Raw genomic sequence first — 24,200 nt, 5'->3', positions numbered from 1 at the left:
TCATGCTCACGGCCCTTGCCACCGCGGCCGGTGAGCCGCTGACGCTCACCGAGCGGGAGATCCCCGCCCCCGGACAGGGCGAGGTCCTCGTCAGGATCACCGCGTGCGGGATCTGCCACACCGACCTCGACGTGCTCCAGGGCCACTGGCCGATCGCCCGCTTCCCGGTCGTCCCCGGCCACGAGATCACCGGCGTGGTGACCGCCGCCGGCCCCGGCGTGTCGTGGCCGCAGGCGGGCGCGTGCGTCGGCGCGCAGTTCCTCGGCGACTCCTGCCGCCACTGCGATCACTGCGTGCGCGGCGAGCAGATCCTCTGCCCGGCCAAGCGCATCACGGGCATCGTCATGGACGGCGGCTACGCCGAGTACGCCGTGCTCAAGGCCGACTTCGTGACCCCGCTGCCCGAAGGGCTCGACCCGGTCGCCGCGGCCCCCCTGATGTGCGCGGGCCTGACCGCCTTCAACAGCCTGCGCCAGGCCGGGATCGCCGCCACCTCCCGCGTCGCCGTCATCGGCGCCGGCGGGGTCGGCGCGCTGGCCATCCGCTACGCCGTCGCCATGGGAGCCCGCGTGACCGCCATCGGCCGCTCGCGCCGCGGCGAGGCCGCCGCGCGGGAGATGGGCGCCGAGCGGTTCATCGCCACCCAGGACACCGATCCCGCCGAGGCGCTCAGAGCCTGGGACGGCGGCGCGAACCTGATCCTCAACGCCGCCCCGTCCACCTCCGCCGCCTCGGCGACCCTCACCGGCCTGGCACCCGACGGCACGCTCGTGCTGTGCGGGTACGGCCCGGAACCGCTGACCCTGCCCACCCAGCCGATGGCGCTCAACCGGCTGCACGCCATGATCAACCCGTCGGGCTCGCCGCACGACCTGCGCGACACCCTCGCGTTCTCGGTCGCGCACGGCATCCTGCCCGAGGTCACACCGGTCGGGCTGCGCGACGCGAACACGGTGCTCGACACCATGGCCGCGGGGCACGCGGGCAAGCGCTCGGTCATCACCTTCGGCTGACGGACGAGTGGCCGGAAGCACGCTGGATGCTGACAATCCGAGCTGGGAGACGGCGTCCGTCTCCGTCCCCTGGTGGCTGCGGTACTCGGAGACCGTCACCTGGGGGTCGCGCCTGGATCCGCCCTTCCGGCCGGGGAATGAATCGCCGGAGACACGCAGAAAGCCGGCTCGCCAAAGGCCGCGCGACCATCGCGCGGCCCTTCCGGCTCATTCCTGACGGAATTTCATGCGATAAGCCCGCGGCCCGATGCCGTGGCGTTTCGTGAACTGCTGGCGGAAGACCGCGACCGTGTTGTAACCGACACGCCGGGCGACTTTTTCGACGGACGGTTCCGTGGTCTCCAGTAATGCGGCGGCCCGCTCCAGCCGCCGCGTCAGCAGCCACGAGTAGGGCGTGGTCCCGGTGACGGCCTTGAAGCGGCGGTTGAAGGTGCGCTCGCTCATCAGGGCCCGCCTGGCCAGCTCGCCGATCGAGACCGGCCGGTCGAGGTTGGCCAGGAGCCAGTCGATGACGCCGGTGAGGGAGCTGTCACCCCCGCCCGGTGCGAATGCGCTCACGCCGTCCATCGCCACCGCCGCCACCGGACGGAACGGTGATCGCGCGCGGCGGCTCAGAGCGTGAAGGGGTTCTCGCCGGAGGCGACGGCCGAGAAGATCGCCGCGGCGAACGTGCCGTACAGGTGCCGTTGCAGCGCCGGCCCGAAGCTCACCCGCGCGACGCCCAGCGCGGCGAGCTCGGCCCGCGTGAGCTTCCCGTTCCCGTACGCGACGTTGACGGGGCCGGCAACGCCCCCGGACAGTGCCCGGATCACCTCCGGATCCCCGGCGCCGATCGGGTAGACGCAGTCCGCGCCGGCCGCCAGGTAGCGGCGGGCGCGCTCCAGCGTGCCGGAGAGCTGAGCCTCCGGCGGTACGGGCCGGCGCAGGAACAGGTCCGTACGCGCGTTGATCACCAGGTCCACGCCCAGCGACGCCGCCGTCTCGCGCACCGCGGACAGGAAGTCCGCCTGCTCGCCGACGTCGATCATGTCGCCGCTCGCCGGGTGCGAGTCCTCCAGGTTCAACCCGGCGGCCCCGGTCGCCGCGAACCGCTCGACCAGCTCGGCCGGCGCGAGCCCGTAGCCGCGCTCGAAGTCGACCGTCACCGGCACACGCACCGCGCGGACGATCCGGGCGGCCGCGGCCAGCACCTCGGCGACCGGCGCCCCCTCACCGTCGTCGTGACCGAGCACCGCGGCCGTGGCCGCGCTGCTCGTGGCCACGGCGGGGAAGCCGGCCGCCTCCGCCATCCGGGCCGAGGCGGCGTCCCAGACGTTGGGCAGCACGAGCGGATCACCGGGCACGTGCAGCTCCCGAAGGACTGCCGGGCGAGACGTGTCACTCATGAACTTCCTCCCTCTCTCGGGTCATCGGTGGTGCCGCCGCGGCGGCCGGTCGCCGGCCCGGCATGCCGAGGGCGACGAGCATGCCGAGGAACGCGAGCACGGTGACCGCGCCCATGCCCGCGGCGAACCCCGTACCGAACTCCTGGGGTGAGGCGTAACCGCCCGCACTCGCGAAGACCGCGACCGCGACGGACACGCCGAACACCCCGCCGAAGATGCGCAGCGTCATGAAAGCGCCGGACGCCTGCCCGATCTCGTGCGGGCGCACCGCGCCGACCACCGCCTTCTGCGCGGCCGGCATGGCCATGGTCAGCCCGGCCGAGCCGATGATCAGCGCGGGCAGCAGTTCGAGGTAGCCGGTGCCGGGGCCGGCGACCAGGGCGATCCAGCCCATGCCGAGCGTCTGGAGCAGCAGGCCGCTCACCACGAACGTGCGCTCGCCCACCCTGTCGGCCAGCCGGCCGGCGATCGGCGCGCAGATCATCAGCGTCGCGGTCCACGGCATCAGCCGCAGGCCGGCGACGAGCGGCCCGTCGCCGTGGACGATCTGGAAGTACTGCGCGAGGAAGAACATCGTGCCGTACAGCGAGGCGAACACCAGGAAGTTCGCCGGATTGGCGGTGGCGAACGCCCGCAGCCGGAACAGGCGCATCGGCAACATCGGCGCCTCGGCCCGCCGTTCCCACAGCACGAACGCCACCACCAGGGCGAGGCCCAGCAGCAGCGCCCCCAGCACCTCCGCGCTGCCCCAGCCCGCCGCGTTCCCGCGCACCAGAGCCCAGACCACGCCGAACGCGCCCGCGCTCACGAGCACCACCCCGCCCAGGTCGAACCGCCCGCCCGGGCCCCGGCTCTCCTCCACCCGCAGCGTCGTGAGCAGGATCGCGATCAGGCCGATCGGCAGGTTCACCCAGAAGATCCACTGCCAGGCCAGCCCCTCGGCGATGGCGCCGCCGACGAACGGCCCGCTGAACGTGGCCAGCCCCGTGATGCCCAGGTACAGCCCCATCGCCCTGCCGCGCTCCCGCGGCGGGAAGAGCGCGCTGACCAGGGTGAGCGACAGCGGCAGCACCATCGCGGCGCCGGCGCCCTGCAACGCCCGGGACACGATGAGCGTGCCGATGCCGGGAGACAGCGCGCACGCCGCCGAGGCGACGGTGAACACCGCCAGCCCGGCCGCGAACATGCGGCGGCGGCCGTACCGGTCACCGAGCGCGGCGCCGGTCGGCAGCAGCACCGCGAGCGTCAGGCTGTAGGCGTTGACCACCCACTCGAGTGCCTCGATCGAGGCCGTCAGATCCTGCCGGATGGTGCCCAGCGCCGTCGTCACCACCAGGCTGTCCAGGGCCATCATGAACGACGCCAGGGAGGCGAGCCCCAGCCCCCATGCCTGTTTCGATGTCATGTTCCCTCCGCGCTCGCGCGATCAGCGGCCGGGCAGCGACCGGGGCAGGCCGAACATCGGCAGGTACGAGTTGTCGTGGAAGCGCGTCAGCGCGCGGATGCGCTCCCCGGCCAGGGTCAGCACGAGCAGGCCGTGCGCGTGCAGGACCGGGGTGCGCGGGTCGCGCAGGTAGCAGCCGAACGCTGGCTGGCCGTTCGCCCTGGTCGGGACCAGCACGTAGCGCCGGCAGCCGCGCACCGCGACCGTGGCCAGGAACTGCCCGATGGCAGCCGGGCCCTGGTACTCCAGTGGCATCGGCGGCATCGTCAGCCACGCGTCGTCCGTCAGCATGGCGACGATGGCGTCCACGTCCCCGGCCTCGAGCGCGCGGCTGAACTCCTCCACGATCCGGCGTTCCTGCGGAGAGTCCGGCAGCGGGCCGCTCTCCCGGCCGGAGCCGGGCAACTCGCTCGCCAGCGTGGCCCGCGCTCGCTTCAGCGCCATCGTCACCGCGTTCTCGGTCGTGTCGAGCATGGCCGCCACCTCGGCGGCGCGGAAGCCCAGCACGTCCCGCAGCACCAGCACGGCCCGCTGCCTCGGCGGCAGCTGCTGCAACGCCGCCAGGAACGCCAGCGACACCGACTCCCTGAGCTCGTAGCGGGCCTCCGGCCCCGGCACCTGGTCGGCGAGCTCGCCGAGCAGCACATCCGGGTACGGCTCCAGCCAGCTCGGCTCCTCCCGGCGGCGTGACGGCTCGGGCATGGGCACCTCCGCCCGGTAGGCCGCCGCCACCTCCTGCGGGCGGCGCCCGCCGGCCCGCGACGCGTTCAGACAGCGGTTGGTCGCGATCCGGTAGAGCCACGTCCGCAGCGACGCGCGCTCCTCGTAGCCGCCGATGCCGCGCCACGCCGCCAGCAGCGTCTCCTGCAGCAGATCCTCGGCGTCCTGCACCGAGCCGAGGATGCGGTAACAGTGCACCTGCAGCTCCCGCCGGTACGGCTCGATCAGCCTGCGGAACGCCTCGCCGTCTCCTGCGCGCGCCGGCCCCAGCAGATCGGCGGGGGCGTCGGCGGCCCCGCCCGGCGGGATCCCTCGCATGGTGGCTCCTGGTCTCTCGTCATGCCTGTCCACGCATGGATGGACACCGGGAGCCGCGTGAACCGGTCGGTCTTCGCGCGGGATTTTTCCGGCGCCCGCGCTCCGCCGTGAATCCTCAGGCCAGGGCCGGGATCTCGATCCGGGTGTGGTCGGTGCGCGCCACCAGGCAGGGGAGCACCATGTTGCCCCGCTCCAGGCGTTCGCCCATGGACCAGGTGAGCCGGGCGGTGCGCTCGATCTCGTACGGGCCGCCGGCCTGAGGGGTGACGCGCAGCCGCAGCAGCCAGATGTAGCGCCCGTTGAGCTTGTTGGACGTCTCCTCGGCCCCCAGCACCGCCGCCTGGCACGGCATGGCCGCCCCGCGCTCCTGCTCCGTGAACGTCCGCAGCGCGGCTGCCTCCAGGCTGCCGAACGAGATGGAGCCCATGGCGAGCATGCCCGCGCCCAGGAACAGGACCGTCGCGCTGATGTACGCCCCGGCCCGGGTCTCCGGCTTGCGCCTCAGCCTGAGGAACAGCACCACACCCACGACCAGCGCGATCACGGCCGTGGTTCCGAAGACTGTCGACGCCATCCTGCTACCTCACGCTGAAGGGCCGGCTCGATGGGGGCCGGCCTGGTCCGTTCCGATGCGGCCAGTCGATCAGGCGGCGCTTGCACGGCGACTGCAATCCGCATGATCGCGGGAGCCGGAGGATGTGGCTCGGCCGGGCGCCGTACGCCCGGTCGGCGTCCCGGGCCCCGCCCGCCGGGTGATCGACTGGGAGTCGCCGAGGAATGAGTGCCCCGGCATCCCGCTCGTGGCTGCGGGCGATCCACGACCGGGTGGCGTCCTGGGGCCGCGGACCGGACGGCCGGTGATAACGGTCCGGTGAAGATCCGTCGTACCAGCAGGCTGGGAGCGGTGGCGGTTCGTCGGGATCGTCATGGTTCGGCACAATGGCTGGCGTGCGAGTCGGATTGCTAGGACCGTTCGAGGTCAGGGACCGTGACGGGGCCGTGGTGGAGGTCCCCGGAGCTCGGCTGCGCGGCCTGCTGGCCGCGCTCGCCCTGGAGCCCGGGCGGATCGTCACGCGGGCGAGGCTGGTCGAGTGGATCTGGGGGGAGCAGCCGCCCTCGGACGAGGTGAACGCCCTCCAGGCGTTGGTGTCGAGGCTGCGCAGAGTGCTGCCGGACGGTGTGATCGCGGCCGACGCGGGCGGGTACCGGCTGGTGGTCGCTCCCGAGGCCGTGGACGTGTGGCGGTTCGAGCAGTTCGTCGGGCAGGCGCGCGGGGCGGAGCCCGCGGAGCGGGCCGAGCTGCTGCGTTCGGCGCTGGAGCTGTGGCGGGGTTCGGCGATGGCGGACATCGCGCTGCGGGACAGCGAGCTGTTCGGCGCGGCCGTCGCGCGGCTGGACGAGCTGCACATGGCCGCGCTCGGCGACCGCGTGGACGCCGACATCCGGCTCGGCCGCGGCTCCGAGCTGGTCTCCGAGCTGACCGCGCTCGTCGCCACGTATCCGCTGCGCGAGGGGTTCGTGGCGGCGTTGATGCGGGCGCTGGCCGAGGCCGGCCGCGGGAACGAGGCGCTGACCGTCTACCAGCGCACGCGGGAGCTGCTGGCCGAGGAGCTGGGCGCCGATCCGTCGGCGGAGCTGTCGGCGCTGCACACCGCGTTGCTGCGGGGCGAGCTGGGCGAGCGGGCGGAGAACCGCAGGACGAACCTGCGCGCCGAGCTGACGAGCTTCGTCGGCAAGGACGACGACGTCGCCACGGTGGCCGGTCTGGCCGTCAAGCACCGGCTGGTCACGCTCACGGGGCCGGGCGGCTCCGGCAAGACGCGGCTGGCCACGGAGACCGCCCGCAGGATGCTGGCCGAGCTGCCGGACGGCGCGTGGCTGGTCGAGCTGGCGCCGGTGCGGGCGGGCGGCGAGCTGGCACAGGCCACCCTCACCGTGATCGGCCTGCGCGACCAGGCCGTGCTGGGCGGCGCGCGCGGCGGGGAGCCGATGGACCGGCTCGTCTCCGCGATCCGGGAGCGGACGATCCTGCTGATCCTGGACAACTGCGAGCACGTGATCGAGGAGGCCGCGGAGTTCGCGGACCGGCTGCTGGGAGAGTGCCGCCGGCTGCGGATCCTGGCGACGAGCAGGGAGCCGCTGGGCATCACGGGCGAGGTGCTGTGGCAGGTCGAGCCGCTCGCGCTGCCCGGGCGGGGGGCGGGCGCCGAAGAGGTCGGCGCCTCGCCGGCGGTGCGGCTGCTGCGGGACCGCGCGGCTCTGGTGCGCAAGGACATCGGCTCCGACACGCAGACCCTGGCGGTCATGGCGGGGATCTGCCGGGCGCTGGACGGGATCCCGCTGGCGATCGAGCTGGCCGCCGCGCGGCTGCGTACGATGTCCGTCGACCAGCTCGCCCGCCGGCTCGACGACCGGTTCCGCCTGCTGACCAGCGGCAGCCGGACGGCGCTGGCCCGGCACAAGACGCTGCGCGCGGTCGTCGACTGGAGCTGGGACCTGCTGAGCGAGGCCGAGCGCGGGGTGCTGCGGCGGCTGTCGGTGTTCTCCGGCGGGGCGAGCCTGGAAGCGGCCGAGCGCGTGTGCGGCGGCGACACGTACGCGGGCGAGCCGGTGCTCGACGTGCTGACCGCGCTGATCGAGAAGTCGCTGCTGGTCGCCGACGGCGACGACCTGCCGCGTTACCGGATGCTCGACACCATCAGGGAGTACGCGGCGCACCGGCTCGCCGAAGCCGGCGAGAGCGAGGCGGCGCGGCGGGCGCACCTGGCCTACTTCGTCGAGCTGGCCGAGACGGCCGATCCGCACCTGCGGCGGGCCGAGCAGATGGAATGGCTGTCCACGCTCCAGACCGAGCACGACAACATGAGCGTGGCCCTGCGCGGAGCGATCGCCGAGGGCTGGGCCGAGGAGGCCATGCGGCTGGTCGGGGCGTCGGGCTGGTACTGGTTCCTCAGCGGGCACCGGGCCGAGGGCACGGAGCTGGGCGTCGCGGCGGCCTCGCTGCCGGGTGAGGTGCCCGACGAGGTGCGGGCGCTGGCGTACACGGTGCTGGCGGTGTTCATCTCCTCGGGCCCTGGCGGCGACCAGTTCCAGGCGCGCCGGTGGATCGAGGAGGCGCACCGGTTCGCCAAGCCGGAGCACCGCAGCCCGATGGTCGGGTTCGTCGCGCCGCTGGAGCGGCTGCTGGAGAACCCGGCGGAGGTCCTGCCCGCGTTCGACCCGCTCGTCGCCGACGACGATCCGTGGGTGCGCGCGCAGGCCAGGCTCAGCCGCGCCAGGTTCCGGCTCACGCTGTACCGAGACGAGACCGACGTGGACACCGACCTCGAGATCGGCCTGAACGAGTTCCGCGCCCTGGGTGACCGGTGGGGGATCTCGCTGGCGCTGACGTTCCGGGCCGATCGGCTCTCTCTGCGCGGCGAGTTCGCGAGCGCGTGCGAGCACTACGACGAGGCCGCCGTGGCGCTGGCCGAGGTCGGCGCGGGCGAGGACGTGGTCGGGCTGCGGACGCGGGAGGCGCAGCTGTACTGGCTGCTCGGCGACGAGCGGGCCGGCGCGGCGGCCCTGGCGGCGGCGGAGCGGTCCGCGGCCGGGATCACCTGGCCGGGGACCCTCGCCGGGCTGGCCCTGTCGAAGGCGCAACTGGCCCGCTGGCGCGGCGAGCCCGCCGAGGCGCGCGAGCACCTGGCCGCGGTGCAGGCGATGCTGGGCGGGGCGGACGTGGGCGACGCCGTCCACATCCAGGTCATGGACATCCAGGGTTACCTCGCCGAGGACCTCGAGGAGGCGCGGGGGCACCGGGCCGCGGCGTTCCGCAGGGCCATGGAGCAGCCGTACCCGCCGATGATCGCCGAGTTGCTGGTCGGCATCGCCGACCTCGCGCTGCGGCAGGGGCAGGACGAGCAGGCCGTGCGGCTGCTCGCGGCGAGCGAGGCCGTGCGCGGCACGCCGGACCTCTCGCTGCCGGACGTCTCCAGGATCACGGCGGAAGCGCGCGACCGGCTCGGTGAGGCGGCGTTCGCCGAGGCGGTTCGTGACGGTCAGCAGCGGGACTGGCAGGAGCTGGCGGAGATCACGCTCGCTTCGTGAACGACGCGCGCCCCCGCCGCAGCCGATCGGCGGGGCCGTCAGCGGCCGGGGGTGACGAACTCGGGCTGGTCGAGCACGCGCAGCCAGCTCCCGTCCGGCTGGCGGCGGACGACCTGGGCCCGGGCGCCGGCCCCGTCCCGGGGCGGGGTGGAGGTGAGGGCGAGCTCGCCGCTGACCAGCGTCGGCAGCGGCTGCTCGGGCTCGAAGCGCGGCCTGCCTGCCAGGACCTTCTCCCACAGCTCCTGGATGGCCGCGCGGCCGACGGTCCGGCTGCCCGGCGGGTACGCGATCACCGCGTCCTCCTCGTACAGCGCGGCGACCCCGGCTGCGTCACCGGCGTTGGAACGCTCGACGAACAGCCGGGTGATGTCCTCCGGCCGCATGGCCTTCTCGTACTCGGTCATGGTGTCTGTCCTCTTCCTGTCTCGGTTCCTCCAGCCTGCCGACGCCGGATCCAGAAGTCCAACAGCTGGTTCTGATGGCATCTAGAATTCCTGGTTATGGAACTGAGGCAGCTCGAATACTTCGTGGCGGTCGCCGAGGAGCAGAGCTTCACCCGCGCCGCCGAGCGGGTGCACATCAGCCAGTCCGGCGTCAGCGCCCAGATCCGCCGGCTCGAACGCGAGCTCGGCGCCGAGCTGTTCGACCGTTCGGCCCGCGCGGCCACCCTCACCGTCGCCGGCAAGGCGGCGCTCGAGCACGCCCGCGCGGCCCTGGCCGCCGCCGGGGCGGTCGGCCAGGCCGTGGGAGAGGTCACCGGCCTGATCAGGGGGCGGCTGACGATCGGCATGGTGATCGGTTGCACGGTCACGCCGCTGTTCGACGCGCTGGCCGCCTTCCACGCGGCGCACCCCGGCGTCGAGCTCTCCCTGATCGAGGACAACTCCGACCGGCTCGCGGAGGCCGTCCGCGACGGCACCCTCGACCTGGCGCTCATCGGCACCACCACCGCCACCCCCGACGGGCTGGAGACGCTGACGATCATCGAGGAACGGCTCGTCGCCGCCGTCCCGCCGGGCCATCCGCTGGCGCGCGGCCGGGCGGTCACCCTGCGCGAGCTGTGCGAGCACGCGATCGTGTGCATGCCGCCGGGCACCGGCCTGCGTACCCTGTTCGACCAGGCGTGCGCCGCGCAGGGCCTGCGGCCCGTCGTCTCCCTGGCGGCCAGCGCCGCCGACGCCATCGCCGGCCTGGCCGTGCGCGGGCTGGGCGTGGCGGTGCTGAGCGAGTCGATGGCCGCGCACTACCGCGACCGGCTCACCGGCCTGCTCATCGACGACGTGGCGGCGCCCGCCCTGCTCGCCCTGGTCTGGCGGCCGTCGGACAGCCCGGCGGTGCGCGAGATGCTGCGCTGCGGCCGCCGTGCCTTCTTCCCCGCAGACGGCCCCGCCGCTCGTTGAGAGGCGGCCGCTCGGCGAGATCGGCGACGCGTCACGGCCGGTCGGCGGTCTCCGTGAGCGCCGGCGGCTTGAGGAAGCCGGTGGCCCAGGCGACCGGGACGGCGATCACCGCCATGGCCGGCCCGGCGGGCCCGCGACGCACGGGGCGAGCGCCCCGGCCGGAAGGGCGGCACTGACCCCGGCCTTACGACCTTCGAAGGACCGGGACCCGGGACCGGCGCGAGCGCCGGTCCCGGGCCGACGGCGATCCGTGCCTACTGGAAGTTCCAGTGCTGGTCCAGCCAGTCGCGGTTGCACGTCGTCGCGATCGCCGGCGACTGGCCCGTGCCGCGAGCGGCCAGGCAGTTGCCCGAGGCGCGGTTCTGCCACCTGTGGGTGCCGTGCCCCGCGTCGAAGAGGTAGATCCAGTGCTGGTCGCGCCACTCCTGGCCGCGGTCGCGGTCGCAGGCGGTCGCGAACGCCTGGGTCTCGCCGGAGCCGCGTGCCGACAGGCACAGGTTCAGCGCCACGTTCCTCAGGCGGTAGATCTCCGTGCCGGTGACCACGCGCTCCAGGGTCCAGTGCTGGTCAGGCCAGTACCTGCCGGCCTCGAAGTCGCAGGTGGTCTGGATGGCGGGCCGTTCGCCCGTGCCTGCCCGCGCGGCCAGGCACAGCCGCGAGTTCCGGTTGCGGATGCGGTTGCTGTCGAGAGCGCTGTCCGTCCTGCCGGCGGTCAGCTCCGCGCGCTGGCCGCCGGCCGACGCGGCGGCGGCCGGCAGGGACGGCGACACCAGCGCGGCGAGCAGCGTGAGCAGCGCCGCCGCGGCCAGGGCCCTGATACCTGTTTTCACCGATTCGTGCACGTTCATCTCCCTCGTGTGGTGGGTGAGAGCGCAGGCCAGGGGCGGTGGTCTTGAAGGAAGGGATGCCGGAGACGCGCGCCCCCGTCCGGCCGGCAGGTCTCCGCAGGCCGCCCCTGGCCCGCACCCTTTGATCTAATCGGCGCGAGGTTTGTCCGGCACGGCCGGCGCGGCAGGACAAACAACGCCGGACAATGTGCACAAGGGGCTCTGCTGTCGCATCGAGGGGGCGCGCGGGATGGGACGACCGGAACGACCCTTGGATCCCCAGGACGGCCCGGTGCAGGCGCTGGCGTGGGAGCTGCGGCGATTACGTGAGCAGGCGGGCCGGCCCAGCTACCGCCGGCTGTCGCAACGGGCCCATTTCTCGGCCAGCACCCTGGCGGAGGCGGCCAAGGGGGAGCGGCTGCCGTCCCTGACGGTGACGCTGGCGTACGTCACGGCCTGCGGCGGCGACCCGGCCGAGTGGGAGGCGCGGTGGCGGGCCGCGGCCCGCGAGCCGGTCGCCCCCGAGCCGCCCGGCGACCCAGCGGACGGCGAGACGCCCCCGTACCCGGGGCTGGTGGCGTTCCAGCCGGAGCAGGCCGAGCTGTTCTTCGGCCGCTCCCGCCTCGTCGGCGACGTGCTGGACAGGGTGGCACGCCGGCCGGTGGTCGCCGTCTTCGGCGCCTCCGGCAGCGGCAAGTCCTCCCTGCTGCGGGCGGGAGTGGTGGGGCGGATCGCCCGGGACCCGCGGCTGTCGGCGCGATGGCGGGTGGTCCTGATGACGCCCACCGCGGATCCCCTGGAGGCCCTGGCGCAGCAGGTGGCCAAGCTGGCCGGCACGGACGCGCCGGTCGGGCTCGGCGAGGACCCGCCGGCCCTGGACGTGGCGATCCGCAACGCGCTGGCGACCGGGCCCGACGACGTGCGGGTCCTGCTGGTCGTGGACCAGTTCGAGGAGGTGTTCACGCTGTGCGCGCGGGAGGACGAGCGGGCCCGCTTCATCGAGGCGCTGGTGGACGCGGCACACGGCCCGCGACGGCGGGCGACGATGGTGCTGGGCGTGCGCGCCGACTTCCTGCCGCACCTCACGCGGTATCCCGCGCTGGTGGAGGCGCTGGGGCACGACGGCCAGGTCCTGGTCGGGCCGATGTCCGAGGACGAGTTGCGCGAGGTCGTCGTCATGCCCGCCGCGGGCGCGGGGCTGGGCGTGGACGACGACCTGCTGGCCACGGTGCTGGCCGAGGCGGCGGCAGAGCCGGGCGCGTTGCCGCTGATCTCGCACGCGCTGCGCGAGACGTGGCGGCACCGTACGGGCGTCACGCTGACCCTGGACGCCTACCGCGGCACCGGCGGCGTGCGCGGCGCGATCGCCCAGAGCGCGGAGGAGACCTACGACGCCTTCACCGCCGCGCAACGGCGGACGTGCCGGGCCGTGCTGCTGCGGCTGTGCGCGCTCGGCGAGGGCACGCAGGACACCCGCAGGCCCATCGCCCGCGCCGAGCTGGACGGGGTGGCCGACGCCTCGCTGACGGCCACCGTGCTGCGCGGCCTGGTCGCCGCCCGGCTCGTGGTCGTGGACGGCGACACGGTGGAGCTGGCCCACGAGGCGCTGATCCGCGCCTGGCCACGCCTGCACCGCTGGCTCACCGACGACCGGGCCGGGCTGGTGGTGCACCGGCGGCTCACCGAGGCCGCACTCGTCTGGGACTCGCTGGACCGTGACCAGGGCGCCCTGTACCGCGGAGCCCAGCTCGAGGCCGCCACGGCGTGGGCCGAACGCCGTCCCCGCGAGCCGAACCTGCTGGAGCAGGCGTTCCTGCGGGCCGGCCACGAGCAGCGGCAGGCCGAGGAGCGGGCCGCGCGCCGCCGGGTCCGCCTGCTGCGCCGGCTGCTCGTCACGATGGCCGTGCTGCTCGTCCTGGCCCTGGTCGCCGGCGTGACGGCCGTACGGGGCGGCGTCGAGGCCCGCGAGCAGCAGGAGCTCACGCTCGCCCGCCAGCTGTCGGGGGAGTCGCGGCTGCTGTCCTCCTCCGACCCCGACCGGGCCGCGCTGCTGGCGGTCGCCGCCTTCCGCCTCCACCCCGACGCCGAGAGCAGGGGCAGCCTGCTCAGCGCCGCCGCGATCCCGCGCAGAGCCCAGCTCGACACCGGCGAGCGAGGCGCCTACGGCCTGGAGCTCAGCCGCGACGGCGAGCTGCTCGCCGCGGCGCAGGACGGCGGGGACATCAGCCTGTGGTCGCCGCGGACCCGCACCCGGGTGGCCACGCTCGACGGGCCCGGCCACTACGCCTTCCGCGCGGTCTTCAGCGACGACGCGACGCGGCTCGCCACCGCCGGTCTCACCTCCGAGGGCGGGCTGATCACCATCTGGGACGTGCCCGCCCGCCGCAGGCTGGCCCAGCGCACGTTCGCGGTCGCCCCGCTCGCCATCGACCTGAGCCCCGACGGCACGACGCTCGCGGTCGGCACCGGCAGCGGGGAGATCGCGCTGTGGGACTGGGCCCGCGGCTCCTGGGCCGCCCACCCGCGTCACGGGCCGGCGGACCCGGTCCGGGCGCTCGCCTACAGCCCCGACGGGCGGCTGCTGGTGTCGGTGGGCCTCGCCGGCGGCAGGCCGGTCGTGTGGGACGCGGAGACGGTCACGCCGCGGGCCGAGCTGGCCGCCGAGGAGGTGCACGAGCTGGCCTTCGCCACGGAGGGCCGGACGCTGGCCACGACCTCCGACCGCAACGGCGTGCTGCTGTGGGACCTGGACGACCCCGCCGACCCCGCCATGACCTGGCGGCTGCCCGGCCGGCCGACGTACGCCTGGAGCATCTCCGCCCCCGTACGCGGCAGGATCGCCGTGGCCGACGAGAACGGCGCCGTCACCGTCTGGGACATCGCCCGCCGCGAGCCGCTGTTCAGCCACCAGGACCGGGGCCTGACCGAGACCGCGGCGATCGCGCTGTCCGAGGACGGCACCATCTTGGCCACCGCCGGCTTCGGCAGGCACATCACGCTGCACAGCCCGATCCTGCCGCCGTTCGCCGGGCACACCGCCCCCGTGAACGACCTGGTGGCCGGCGGCCGGACGATCGCCTCGGCCGGGGACGACCGCACCGTACGGCTCTGGGACCCCACCGGCCGGCAGGCCACCGTGCTGGCCGGCCACGGCGACCAGGTGCTGGCCCTGGCGCTCAGCGGTGACGGCCGCCTGCTGGCCGCGCTGACCCGCGACCACACCATCACCCTGTGGGACGTCGCCACCCAGCGGCGGCGCGGGCCGGTGATCCGCTTCGCCGGCATGGGCGCCGCCACCGACGTGGCCCTGGACGCCACCGGCGACCGCGTCGCGGCGACGGCCGTGCGGCAGTTCCTGTGGGACCGGGGCGCCGAGGTCCCCGCCGCCGACGGGGCCGCGCGCGACACGGTCTCGGCGGTCGCGTTCCTCCCCGGCGGGCGGCTGCTGCTGTTCGGCTGCCCGAACGGCAGGCTCATCCTGCGCGACCTGGCCACCGGCCGGGACCACCAGGTGATCGAGACGGGGCAGGGCACGGTGCAGGACGTGGCGATCAGCCCGGACGGCCGGCTCGCCGCCACGGCCGGCGCCGATCGCACGGTCAAACTCTGGTCCCTGGACCGGGGCACGCCCGTCGCCACGCTGGGCGGGCACAGCAGGCCGGTCGCCGCGGTCGGCTTCAGCCCGGACGGGCGCCGCCTGGCCTCGGCCGGCGAGGACCGGACCGTCCAGGTGTGGGACGTCGCGAGCCGGCGGCGCACGGAGATCCTCTCAGGTCACCAGACGCCCATCAGGTCGCTGGCGTTCCTGGCCGACGGCGCGCTGATCGCGGGCGCGGACGACGGCCGGATCATCCGCTGGGCCTTCGACGCGGACGCGGCGGCGGCGTCGTTGTGCCGGGCGGTGGGGCGGGACGTGACCGAGGGGGAGTGGCGGGCGTACGGCGCGGTCACCACCCCCGACCCCGTGTGCTGACAGCCGGAGGTCAGCGGCCTCCGGCGGCGCGCAGCAGCGCGGCCACCTCGGTCTGGCCCTTGGCGAGCGCGTGGGCGAGCGGCGTCACCCCGTCGCGGTCGGCGAGGTTCACCTCGGCGCCCGCGGCGATCAGCAGGCGCACGATCTCCTGGTGCGGCCCGCCGCCGTCGCCGAGGATGACGGCCTCCAGCAGGCCGGTCCAGCCGAGGTCGTTGACGTGGTTCACGTCGATCCCGGTCTTCAGCACCTCGCGGACGTACTCGACGTGCCCCCGCTCGCAGGCCGGGATGAGGGAGACGCCTCCGTAGCGGTTGCGCACGGTCAGGTCGGGCCCGGCCGGCAGGAGCACGCGCAGCATGGCGACGCTGCCGGTGACACCGGTGACCAGCCAGGGCGTGTCCTGGCGGGCGTCCTGCGCGTCGGGGTCGGCGCCGGCCTCCACCAGCACCCCGGCCGCCTCGACGTGGTCGGCCGCGGCGGCGAGCAGGAGCGCCGTGCGGCGCTGGGCGTCGCGGGCCTCGATCTCCGCCCCGGACTGCAGCGCGTCCCGGACGGCGGCGGCATCCCCTCGTGCCGCGGCTGCCAGCAGTTCCTCGTTCAGCACAGCTTCTCCTTCCGCCTCGCGGCGGCCGCATGCGGCGAGCACCGATCCGAGCACCGATCCGAGCACCGGGCCGAGCAAGGAGGTAAGGACGAGCCTGCGCCCCGGCCTGCCCTGCCCCGCCGCCCTCAACGCCGCTCCTCCGAACCCGAACGCGAACCCGAACCCGAACCCGAACCCGAACGCATCTCCGGCTCCGGCTCCGGCGAGCCTCTCATCGCAGCCGGTCCGCGACCGCCTTGAGACCGGCGCGGGCGATGGCCTCGTCGATGTCGCCGCTCGGCGCCCCGCCGACGCCGATGCCCGCCACGGGCGCGCCCCCGGAGGCGACGGGAACTCCGCCGCCGAGGAAGAGCGTACCGGGGATGTCGGCGATGGTCGGGCCGCCCCCGTTCAGGCCCTTGGCGAGCTCGCTGGTCGCCCGGCCGAAGGAGACGGCCGTGAACGCCTTGCGCCTGGCCGACTCCTCGGTCTGCGGGCCGGCGCCGTCGCCCTTGACCACCAGCCGGGTCGCGCCCGAACGGTCGACGATCACGACGGTGACGCGCTGCTTCTGCCTGGCGGCCTCCTGCATCGCCGCCTCGGCGATCTCCAGGGCGGCGCTCGCCGACAGCACGTCGGTCCGGACGACCGGCTGGGCGGCGCGCGAGTCCCGTACGGACGCGGCGGGGGCCGCCTCGGCGGCGGTGCGCGCGACGGGTGCGGACGCCTCGGCGGCGGCGGGGCCGAGAGCCGCGCCCAGGAGGGCGAGGCCCGCGAGCGGGCCGGCGGCGATCAGGCGGATGCGGCGGGAACCGGTCATCGTCTCTTCCGTTCGTCAGGTTTCACGAGAGGTGTTCGAGCAGGTCAAAGCCTTTCAGTGGCAACGCCGCGCGGCATCGGGAGCACGGGCGACCCGGCGGCGTCAAGGGGTTGAGCCGCCGATCAACCGATCGGTTGATGTGCCGCCGTCCCGGTCCGGCCGGTCACCGGCACTGCATAAGGTCGGGGCAGAACGGACGGGGAGGATGATGAGGGAGCGCGTCTGGCTCAACTGGGCCATGCATGCGGGCTTCTACCTGCTGCTGGCCGCCTCGGCCTGGAGGCTGGTGTCCCGGCACGGCATGGTCGCGCAGACCGTGACGGCGCTGGTCGTCTGCGCGGTCCTCGCCCTGGCGTACCTGGCGGGCATGGTGTCGTGGAGCCGGCTCGGGCGCGGGAGGCTGGTCTGGCTCGGCTGCGTGGCGGCGCTCTGGCTGGGGCTGGTGGTGCTCGCGCCGTCGTTCAGCTGGTGCGCGGTGCCGCTGCTCTTCCTGTGCCTGAGGTTGCTGAACGCGCGCGCGTTCGCGGTGGCCGCGGCGGCGCTCACCCTGGTGGTGATCGTGGCCCAGACCAAGATCGCCCAGGAGATCGACCCGAGCCTGATCCTCGCGCCCATCGGGATCGCCGCCATGACGGCGGTGACGTTCTGGGAGCTCCAGCGCGAGAGCGCCGCCCGCCAGCTGCTCATCGACGACCTGATCGCCGCCCGGGAGACGCTGGCCGCCTCGCGGCACCGCACCGGCGTGCTGGAGGAGCGCGAGCGGCTGGCCCGGGAGATCCACGACACGCTCGCGCAGGGGCTGACCAGCATGGGCATCCTGCTGCAGGCCGCCGACCGCGTCTGGGCCACCGACCCGGGGCTCGCCCGCGCCCACGTACGGCGGGCCGCCACGGCCGCCGCGGAGAACCTCGACGAGGCCCGCCGGTTCGTCCGCGACCTCCGGCCGCCGGGCCTGGACGGCGGCACGCTGCCGGAGGCGCTCGCCCGCCTGTGCGCGAGCAGCGACGGCGACGGCAGCGGTGACGGCGGCGGGCCGCGCGTGCGGCTGAGGCTGGAGGGCGAGCAGTACCCGCTGGAGCCCGAAGTGCAGACGGCGCTGCTGCGCGTGGCGCAGGGCGCGCTGGCCAACGTCCGCGACCACGCGGGCGCCGCGAGCGCCACGGTGACCCTGTCCTACCTGGACGGCGAGGTCACGCTGGACGTCTTCGACGACGGGACGGGGTTCGCCGAGCCGGCCCCCGCTCCCGGGCGCGGATACGGCCTGCGCGCGATGCGCGACCGGCTGGACGAGGTGCGCGGCGTCCTGATCGTGGAATGCGCGCCGGGCGAGGGCACGGCGGTCGCGGCCAAGGTCCCCGTGCGCCTGCCGGAGGAGGGGGCGGCCGGAGTGCCCGTGCGCCCGCCCGAGGCGGAGGCGGCCGGGATGCCCGTGCGCCCGCTGGAGGAGGGGGCGCGGTGAGGCTGTTCCTGGTGGACGACCATCCGGTCGTCCGGGCGGGCCTGGTGGCGCTGCTCGGCGGCGAGGACGACATCGAGGTCGTCGGCGAGGCGTCCGGCGCCGACGAGGCGCTGAGCGGGATCGCCGAGCGCCGGCCCGACGTCGTGCTCATGGACCTGCAGCTCGGCGACGGCGTCGACGGGGTCGAGGCCACCCGGCGGATCCGGGCGCTGCCCTCGCCGCCGCAGGTCCTGGTCCTGACGACGTACGAGACCGACGCGGACGTCATGCGCGCCGTGGCCGCGGGCGCCACCGGGTACCTGCTCAAGGTGTGCCCGCCGGAGGAGCTGTTCCAGGGCGTCCGGGCCGCGGCCAGGGGCGAGAGCGTGCTGTCGGCCAAGGTGGCGGCGCGGATGATGCGGCGGCTGCGCGACCCCGGCCCGGCGCTGAGCGTACGGGAGGTGGAGATCCTGGAGCTGCTGGCGAGCGGCGCGGGCAACCGCGAGATCGCCAGGCGGCTGTTCATCACCGAGGCGACGGTCAAGACCCACCTGGTGCACATCTACGGCAAGCTCGGCGTGGACACGCGTACCGCCGCCGTCACCGCCGCCGTGGAGCGGCGCCTGATCAGGCTCCCCTGACCCGGACGGCAGGGAGAAGCGGTGGGCGGGCGGGGCGAAAAACGCGTTGCCCCGCAACATCGCGAAAACATATGGTCTTGCGCTCGTGATTACAGTCGTGGAGCGCGTTCTCCCTGCCCGGCTGGGGGCAGGATTCCGGTGGTTGCTGGCGTCGAGCTGGCTGACGAATCTCGGTGACGGGGTCGCGGCCGCGGCGGGCCCGCTGCTGATCGCGACGTTGACCCGCGACCCGCTGCTGATCTCGCTGGCGGCCCTGGTGAGCTGGGCGCCCCCGCTGGTGTTCGGCCTGTACGCGGGCGTGTTGTCGGACCGCTACGACCGGCGCGGCATCGTGCTCGTCGCGAACGCGGTGCGCGCGGTGGTGCTGGCGGCGCTCGTCGCGCTCATGGTGACCGGCACCGTGACCGTGGCGACGGCGCTGGTGGCGCTCACGCTCCGGTCGATCGCCGAGGTGTTCGCCGACAACGCCACGGCCACGCTGACTCCCATGATGGTGAGCAAGGACGATCTCGTCATCGCCAACGCCCGCCTGGGCACGGGCTTCATCACGCTCAACCAGCTCGCCGGGCCGCCGATCGGCGCGGCGCTGTTCGGCCTGGGCCTGACCTGGCCGTTCGCGAGCCAGCTGCTCCTGGTGGTGGCGGGGATGGTCCTGGTCTCCCGCATCACGCTGCCGCCGCACGGCCGGCAGGCCGGCGATCCCGCGCCCGACACCGTCCGGGAGCTCGTCGCCGGGTTCACCTGGACCGTCCGGCACGCGGCGGTCCGCACGCTGGCGCTCACCATCCTGATCTTCAACTTCACGTTCGGCGCGGCCTGGTCGGTTCTCGTCCTCTACACCCAGGAACAGCTCGGCCTCGGCGCCATCGGCTTCGGCCTGATGACCACCCTCGGCGGGATCGGCGGCCTGATCGGCACCGGCCTGTACGGGGCCATCACCCGCAGGGTGAGCCTGGGAGCCCTGATGCGGATCGGGCTCGTCATCGAGACGCTCACCCATCTGGGGCTGGCCCTGACCCGTTCGCCGTGGGTGGCCGGGGGGATCTTCCTGGTGTTCGGCGCGCACGCGTTCATCTGGGGGACGACCTCGGTGACCGTCCGCCAGCGGGCGGTGCCGCGCGAGCTGCAGGGCCGGGTGGGCAGCGTCAACACCATCTGCGTGTACGCCGGTCTGGTGGTCGGCTCGGTGATCGGCGGTGTCCTGGCCACCCGGTTCGGTGTGGCGGCTCCCTTCTGGTTCGCCTTCGCGGGTTCGGCGGTGTTCGTGGTGCTGCTGTGGCGGCAGCTCATGCACATCGCCCACGACGACTGATCTGCATCGTCAAGGGGGAGGGCGCGGAGGGCTCACACGTCCAGGAGCGGCAGGCCCGCCGCGTACCGGCGGAAGAACCCGGCTGTGGGGGTGCCCGCGGTCGCGACGGTGTCCGGGGTGCCCTCCGCGATCACCGCGCCTCCGTCCGGGCCCGCTCCGGGACCCAGGTCGATCACCCAGTCCGCGGACGCGGCGACGGGGATGTCGTGCTCGGCGACGACGACGGTGTTGCCCGAGTCCAGCAACATGTCGAGCGCGTCCACCACCCGCTGGACGTCGGACGGGTGCAGGCCCGAGACGGGCTCGTCGAGCACGACCAGGCCCGCCTTGCGGCCCGTGGCGCCGCGCTGGATCGCGGACGCCAGTTTGAGCCGCTGCGCCTCGCCGCCGGACAGCTCCGTGGCGCTCTGCCCGAGCTGGAGGTAGCCGAGCCCGACGTGGTTCAGGGCCGCGAGTGTTTCCGCGAGTTGCCGGGGCCGGGCGAACCGTTCCACGGCCTCGGCCACGGTCAGCTCCAGCACCTGGTCGATGGCCAGCCCCTGATAGGTGATCTCCAGGGCCTCCGGCCGGTAGCGCCGGCCCTCGCAGGCGTCGCAGACCACCCACACGTCCGGCAGGAAGTGCATGTCGACCAGCTTGCGGCCGTAGCCGGTGCAGGTTTCGCAGCGGCCACCGCCCGCGGTGTTGAAGCTGAACCAGGAGGCGTTGACGCCGCGCCCGCGCGCCAGGCCGGTCTCGGCGAACAGCTTGCGGATGATGTCGAAGGCCTTGCTGTAGGTGGCCGGGTTGGAGCGCGGTGTCCGCCCGAGCGGTTCCTGGTCGACGACGGCGACCCAGTCGAATCCCTCCAGGCCGCTCACGTGCCGCACGGCGTCGGTGCTGGTCGCGTTCAGGGCGGCTTGCACGCTTGTCGCGAGTGCGCCGAGCAGGCTGCTCTTGCCGCTGCCGCTCACGCCGGTGAGGCAGGTGAGCCGGCCGGTGGGGAAGCGGACCAGGTCCGCGGTCACGTTGTGCGCGCGCAGGCCGTGCAGCTCCACCCAGCCGGTGTCCTGCCCGATCGGACGGTGGGGCCGGCGCAGCCGTGGTCCCCGGCCGGCCAGGTAGCGTCCGGTCAGGGAGGCAGGGTGGGCGGCGGCGTCGGCGGGAGGGCCGGACACCAGGACTTCGCCGCCGAGGCGGCCCGCGCCGGGTCCCAGGTCGATCACCCAGTCGGCTCGGGCGATGAGTTCGGGGTCGTGCTCGACGAGGAGCACCGTGTTGCCGGCCTCGCGGAGCTCCAGGGCGATGCCGAGCAGGTGGGCCTTGTCCGCCGGGTGCAGGCCGGTGCCGGGTTCGTCGAGGACGAAGACGATTCCGCTCAGTTCGGTGCTGAGTTGCGCGGCGAGGCGGGTTCGTTGCAGCTCGCCTCCGGACAGCGTCGCCGCGCTCCGGGACAGCTGGAGGTGGGCCAGGCCGAGCCGGTCGAGGATGCCGAGCCTGCGGCCGAGGTCCTGCAGGAGCGGCTCGCCGACCTCGCGTTGCCGGGTGTGCAGGTCGCGCGTCACGCGGGTCGCCCAGTCGCGTACCTCTCGTACGTCCACGTCGAGGAGGTCGGGGTAGGTCAGCCCGGCGAGCCGCACGGATCGGGCCGCGTGGTCGTATCCGCTGCCGCCGCAGGTGGCGCATGGCCGCTTGCGCATGTACGGCAGGTAGCGCTGCTTGGCGGTGGCGGTCCGGGCGTTGAGGAACACCCGTTCCACCTCGGCGAGGGCGCCTCGTAGCGGCTGGCTGGAGGTGTAGGTGACCGAGACCGTCTCCTTCTTGCTGGACATGTCGACGGTCGCCTCGACCTTCTCCTCGCCGGTGCCGTGCAGCACGCAGTGGCGGAATTCCTCCGGCAGGCTCTGCCATGGCCGGGTGAGGTCCACGCCGCGTTTGCCGGCGAGCGCCGGGATGAAGGCGTGCTCTCCTGAGCGCCATTTGGCGTACCAGGGTGAGGCTCCTTCGAAGAGCGGGAGCTCGGGGTGGGTGATGATCAGGTCTTCCTGCGCCTGCCAGCGCCCGCCGACGCCGTGGCAGTCCGTACAGCTTCCTTCGGGTGTGTTGCGGTCGAAATGGGCGGTGGTCAGGTTGTTCGCGGCCGGGTCGGCGCCGATGGCCGGGAGGCGCGAGTACAGCAGGCCCAGGTGCCCGTCGATGCCGGTGATCGTCGCGACGGTGGAGCGGGGGTTGCGGTTGAGGCGGCGTTGGTCGACCGCGAGTGTGGCGCCGAGTCCCAGGATGCGGTCGACCTTCGGCCGGTTGCGCTGGGTGATGTACTGCCGGACGAACGGCGAGAGGCCTTCGAGGTAGCGCAGTTGGGCCTCGTTGTGCAGGGTGTCGATGGCCAGCGAGGTCTTGCCGCTGCCGCTCACTCCGGTGAAGGCGGTGAGCCACCCTTTGGGGATGCTGACGGACACGTCGCGCAGGTTGTTGGTGCGGGCCCCCACCACTTCGATGGTCTCGCACCCCATGGCGGTGACGTCTCGTACGAACGCGGTCAATCTTGGTCCATTCCTTCTCGGCACGGCGGAGCATGGGCGGGCAGGCGGCCCGCCCATGCCGGGCACGTCGATCACGTCACTACGCGGTGAGTTTTTCGAGGTCGGGGGCGTAGGCGGTCATCCAGTGGGGGTGCAGCCGGTAGTAGACCACCTCGTTGTCCCAGTCGAAGAGGTCGTCGCCGTAGAAGTCCTTGAAGTAGGCGAGCAGGTACGGCCAGTCCGGGGCCGGCTCGCCGTGCGGCGGGTTGAGGATCTCCACGGTGCCGTGGGTGAACACGCCCAGGTCCTCGCCGCGCAGGTGGGCGGCGCTGACGGCGGGGCGGGCGGCGAGGTGGCGGGCCTTGGCGGCGCCGCGTGCTGTGCCGAAGTGCCATTTGCCGTGCAGGAAGTGCCCGTCCACGCCGCTGATCCGCGGCTCGCCCTTCGCCGTCACGGTGGACAGGGCGAGGGTGCGCATGCCGGTCAGGATCCGGGTGAGCCGCTCGGCGGTCACGGTGTTGCCGGTGACGATCGAGCGCAGGTGTGAGGTGGAGCGGGAGAGGGAGGCTTCGAGGAGAGCCTGAAGCTCCTTGAGCTCGTCGGGCGTTTCGCGCATGGAGGTCCTTCTGTCGTGGTCCGCACCCGTTTCGGTGCTGACCCGGTGGATCCACGATCGCTGGAAAACCCGACGTCTTGTGTCATGTTTTTTTCAGTCGCGCATGGCCTCGGCGATCCAGGTGTAGGGGAGGGAGTCGTGGTCCTCGTCGGTGGGGGTTCCGTTGATGAGGGCCACCAGGGACAGGTAGCGGCCGTGGGTGGCGTCGTAGAGGGGGCGTCCGGAGGTGGCCTCCTCTTCGGCGAGCCGGCGGAGGATGCCGGGGATCTGCCGGTATCCGTCGGCCATCCGGTTGCGGAGCTCGGGGGTGAGCGGTGTGCCGGACAGCGCGGCGGCCGCCCGCATGAAGCGGGTGACGGCCTCCTGGGCCCGGGGGGAGCGGGGGGACTGCCCGGCGCGGTGGGCGGCGAGGAGCTCTGCCATGAGCGGGGCTCCGCTGACGTGCACGAAGTGCTGGAACGGCTCGGTGGCCAGGGTGCGGGCCTCAGGTGCGGAGTAGGTGTCCCGCAGATAGGCGCGGACGGCGTCGCGGAAGGCCGGGCCGGTCACCAGGTCGGCCAGCTCGATCCAGGCTTCGAGCTGGGCGGCCGTGGGGTCCGGGGGCAGGACGGGGCGCATGGCCCGCAGGCGGTCGACGAAGCCTTCTGGGACGTCGAGGTCCCGGCCGACGTCGTTCCAGAAGTCGTCGATGGTCTGTTCGCGTTCCTCGTCGGTCATCGAGACGAGTTTGTGCATCAGGCCGGCCTGCGCGGTCGTGCCGCCCTGTTTGATGAGGGTTCTGAGCACGGCCCGCCTGGCGCTCAGGGTGCGTCCCTGGCGTTCGACGATCCGCAGGTGGGTGGTGAGCAGGTCGTGCAGGGTGGTGCCGCCGTCGAGCAGGCGGCGGATCTCCTCCAGGTCGGTGTCGAGCTCGCGCAGGGTACGGACGAGTTCGAGCCGGGCGATGGCCTGGATGTCGTACATGCGGTGGCCGGCCTCGTTGAGGCTCGTGGGCGGGATGAGGCCGGTGTCGGCGTAGAAGCGGACGGCGCTGACGCTCAGGCCGCTGCGGCGGGCGGCGTCGCCGATGGCGTACAGGTCGTGGTCGGTCATGAGGCCACTGTGGTACCTCAAGCCGCTT

The 24,200-nt window shown here is 73.8% G+C and carries 19 protein-coding genes; 7 read left to right on the top strand and 12 right to left on the bottom strand.

The window, feature by feature from the left end; genetic code table 11:
• Window positions 1-2 precede the first annotated feature (2 nt).
• The gene (locus HD597_RS22135; protein ID WP_253744585.1) at window positions 3-1,013 is read left to right on the top strand and encodes an alcohol dehydrogenase catalytic domain-containing protein; all 1,011 of its coding nucleotides are present in this window, start codon (window positions 3-5) and stop codon (window positions 1,011-1,013) included.
• Between the two features lie 207 nt (window positions 1,014-1,220).
• Here the strand turns inward: HD597_RS22135 and HD597_RS22130 are convergent, their stop codons facing one another.
• The 5 genes from HD597_RS22130 to HD597_RS22110 all read right to left on the bottom strand — a co-directional run bounded on the left by HD597_RS22130 (window position 1,221) and on the right by HD597_RS22110 (window position 5,454).
• A complete protein-coding gene (locus HD597_RS22130; RefSeq protein ID WP_253744584.1) occupies window positions 1,221-1,595 on the bottom strand; it encodes a helix-turn-helix domain-containing protein in 375 nt (124 codons plus the stop codon).
• A 29-nt stretch (window positions 1,596-1,624) separates the two neighbouring features.
• Window positions 1,625-2,398: an isocitrate lyase/PEP mutase family protein gene (locus tag HD597_RS22125; RefSeq protein WP_253744583.1), complete on the bottom strand. Its 774-nt coding sequence runs from the start codon at window positions 2,396-2,398 to the stop codon at window positions 1,625-1,627.
• Window positions 2,391-3,803, bottom strand: a complete 1,413-nt coding sequence (locus HD597_RS22120) for an MFS transporter (RefSeq protein ID WP_253744582.1) — start codon at window positions 3,801-3,803, stop codon at window positions 2,391-2,393. Before HD597_RS22120 ends, HD597_RS22125 begins: the two co-directional genes overlap by 8 nt.
• Before the next feature lie 21 nt (window positions 3,804-3,824).
• Window positions 3,825-4,880 (bottom strand): sigma-70 family RNA polymerase sigma factor, encoded by a 1,056-nt coding sequence (locus HD597_RS22115; RefSeq protein ID WP_253744581.1) that lies wholly within the window; start codon window positions 4,878-4,880, stop codon window positions 3,825-3,827.
• Window positions 4,881-4,995: 115 nt separating this feature from the next.
• Window positions 4,996-5,454 carry a hypothetical protein gene (locus tag HD597_RS22110; protein ID WP_253744580.1) on the bottom strand — a complete coding sequence of 153 codons (459 nt, stop codon included), beginning with the start codon at window positions 5,452-5,454 and terminating at the stop codon, window positions 4,996-4,998.
• Window positions 5,455-5,828: 374 nt separating this feature from the next.
• On the opposite strand from HD597_RS22110, the gene HD597_RS22105 reads away from it, so the two are divergent.
• Window positions 5,829-8,969 (top strand): AfsR/SARP family transcriptional regulator, encoded by a 3,141-nt coding sequence (locus HD597_RS22105; protein WP_465263880.1) that lies wholly within the window; start codon window positions 5,829-5,831, stop codon window positions 8,967-8,969.
• Between the two features lie 38 nt (window positions 8,970-9,007).
• Here the strand turns inward: HD597_RS22105 and HD597_RS22100 are convergent, their stop codons facing one another.
• Window positions 9,008-9,373: a YybH family protein gene (locus HD597_RS22100; RefSeq protein ID WP_253744578.1), complete on the bottom strand. Its 366-nt coding sequence runs from the start codon at window positions 9,371-9,373 to the stop codon at window positions 9,008-9,010.
• Window positions 9,374-9,469: 96 nt separating this feature from the next.
• Between HD597_RS22100 and HD597_RS22095 the strand changes: the two genes are divergently transcribed.
• Complete coding sequence (locus HD597_RS22095) at window positions 9,470-10,369, top strand: LysR family transcriptional regulator (protein ID WP_253744577.1); 900 nt, start codon at window positions 9,470-9,472, stop codon at window positions 10,367-10,369.
• Between the two features lie 254 nt (window positions 10,370-10,623).
• Here HD597_RS22095 and HD597_RS22090 read toward each other — a convergent pair whose 3' ends face one another.
• A complete protein-coding gene (locus HD597_RS22090) occupies window positions 10,624-11,211 on the bottom strand; it encodes an RICIN domain-containing protein (RefSeq protein WP_253744576.1) in 588 nt (195 codons plus the stop codon).
• Window positions 11,212-11,467: 256 nt separating this feature from the next.
• Between HD597_RS22090 and HD597_RS22085 the strand changes: the two genes are divergently transcribed.
• Window positions 11,468-15,169, top strand: coding sequence for an nSTAND1 domain-containing NTPase (locus HD597_RS22085; protein WP_253744575.1), 3,702 nt, complete (start codon window positions 11,468-11,470; stop codon window positions 15,167-15,169).
• Between the two features lie 10 nt (window positions 15,170-15,179).
• On the opposite strand, the gene HD597_RS22080 is transcribed toward HD597_RS22085, so the two are convergent.
• Together HD597_RS22080 and HD597_RS22075 are read right to left on the bottom strand one after the other, a co-directional pair.
• On the bottom strand, window positions 15,180-15,773 hold the full coding sequence (locus HD597_RS22080) for an ankyrin repeat domain-containing protein (protein WP_253744574.1): 594 nt from the start codon (window positions 15,771-15,773) through the stop codon (window positions 15,180-15,182).
• 211 nt (window positions 15,774-15,984) lie between these two features.
• Window positions 15,985-16,572, bottom strand: coding sequence for a GlcG/HbpS family heme-binding protein (locus tag HD597_RS22075; RefSeq protein WP_253744573.1), 588 nt, complete (start codon window positions 16,570-16,572; stop codon window positions 15,985-15,987).
• Window positions 16,573-16,777: 205 nt separating this feature from the next.
• On the opposite strand from HD597_RS22075, the gene HD597_RS22070 reads away from it, so the two are divergent.
• From HD597_RS22070 to HD597_RS22060, 3 genes are all read left to right on the top strand, one after another.
• The gene (locus tag HD597_RS22070) at window positions 16,778-18,031 is read left to right on the top strand and encodes a sensor histidine kinase (RefSeq protein ID WP_253744572.1); all 1,254 of its coding nucleotides are present in this window, start codon (window positions 16,778-16,780) and stop codon (window positions 18,029-18,031) included.
• Window positions 18,028-18,651: a response regulator gene (locus HD597_RS22065; protein WP_253744571.1), complete on the top strand. Its 624-nt coding sequence runs from the start codon at window positions 18,028-18,030 to the stop codon at window positions 18,649-18,651. The genes HD597_RS22070 and HD597_RS22065 overlap by 4 nt, the downstream gene beginning before the upstream one ends.
• Window positions 18,652-18,748: 97 nt before the next feature.
• Window positions 18,749-19,963 (top strand): MFS transporter, encoded by a 1,215-nt coding sequence (locus HD597_RS22060; protein WP_253744570.1) that lies wholly within the window; start codon window positions 18,749-18,751, stop codon window positions 19,961-19,963.
• Window positions 19,964-19,995: 32 nt separating this feature from the next.
• On the opposite strand, the gene HD597_RS22055 is transcribed toward HD597_RS22060, so the two are convergent.
• From HD597_RS22055 to HD597_RS22045, 3 genes are all read right to left on the bottom strand, one after another.
• Window positions 19,996-22,485, bottom strand: coding sequence for an excinuclease ABC subunit UvrA (locus HD597_RS22055; RefSeq protein WP_253744569.1), 2,490 nt, complete (start codon window positions 22,483-22,485; stop codon window positions 19,996-19,998).
• A gap of 79 nt (window positions 22,486-22,564) precedes the next feature.
• The gene (locus tag HD597_RS22050; RefSeq protein ID WP_253744568.1) at window positions 22,565-23,080 is read right to left on the bottom strand and encodes a pyridoxamine 5'-phosphate oxidase family protein; all 516 of its coding nucleotides are present in this window, start codon (window positions 23,078-23,080) and stop codon (window positions 22,565-22,567) included.
• Between the two features lie 93 nt (window positions 23,081-23,173).
• Complete coding sequence (locus HD597_RS22045; RefSeq protein WP_253744567.1) at window positions 23,174-24,172, bottom strand: helix-turn-helix domain-containing protein; 999 nt, start codon at window positions 24,170-24,172, stop codon at window positions 23,174-23,176.
• Window positions 24,173-24,200: the final 28 nt, after the last annotated feature.

The organism is Nonomuraea thailandensis (genome assembly GCF_024172165.1).
Taxonomy (GTDB): domain Bacteria; phylum Actinomycetota; class Actinomycetes; order Streptosporangiales; family Streptosporangiaceae; genus Nonomuraea; species Nonomuraea thailandensis.
Note: the sequence above shows the minus strand (reverse complement) of the source record. Positions and strands in the feature narration are given on the sequence as shown.